General features: G+C 49.9%; 1 protein-coding gene. It reads right to left on the bottom strand.

The annotated features are described in order from the left end of the window. Positions 1-53: 53 nt before the first annotated feature. Complete coding sequence (locus AABB92_RS23305) at positions 54-758, bottom strand: IS6 family transposase (RefSeq protein ID WP_031374870.1); 705 nt, start codon at positions 756-758, stop codon at positions 54-56. Positions 759-821: the final 63 nt, after the last annotated feature.

The raw sequence follows: 821 nt of genomic DNA, 5'->3' as shown, positions 1-821 counted from the left end.
GGGCACTGTTGCAAATTTCTTGATACTGTAGCCTTTGGAATTACAGAAAGGCCTTAAATTTCAAAAACTCTGCTTACCAGACGCATCTCACCCAGGGGATGGCCGAAGTAAAAGTTTTCCGCCTGTCCTTTACGCAATGCCCGCATGACTTCAATCCCCTTGATAGTGGCATATGCCGTCTTCATGGATTTAAATCCCAGCGTGGCACCGATTATCCGTTTCAGTTTGCCATGATCGCATTCAATCACGTTATTCCGGTACTTAATTTGCCGGTGTTCAACATCAGGCGGACACCGGCCTTCCCGTTTCAATAACGCCAGCGCGCGACCATAGGTAGGGGCTTTATCGGTGTTGATGAGGCGGGGGATCTGCCAGCCTTTCACGTTGTTCAGAATCTTTCCCAGAAACCGGTATGCCGCTTTGCTGTTACGGCGCGGGGAAAGATAAAAATCGATGGTGCGGCCTTTGCTATCAACAGCACGGTACAGATAAGCCCACCGGCCGTTAACTCTGATATAAGTTTCGTCGAGATGCCAGGAACAGAACCCTGAAGGGTTACGCCAGTACCAGCGCAGCCGCTTTTCCATCTCAGGTGCATAACGCTGAACCCAGCGATAAATGGTGGTGTGATCGACATTTACTCCACGCTCGGTCAGCATCTCCTGCAGTTCACGATAGCTGATGCCATATTTGCAGTACCAGCGGACTGCCCACAGGATAATATGACGCTCAAAATGTCGGCCTTTGAAAGGATTCATGTGCTGCTCCTTCCGCTAAACAGTGGCATCAGTTTACCATCGCCAAATCTTTGCAACAGTGCC

Origin of the sequence: Pantoea brenneri (genome assembly GCF_038594305.1) — a bacterium.
Lineage (GTDB): Bacteria > Pseudomonadota > Gammaproteobacteria > Enterobacterales > Enterobacteriaceae > Pantoea > Pantoea brenneri.
This window is presented reverse-complemented; position numbering and strand designations above follow the sequence as displayed.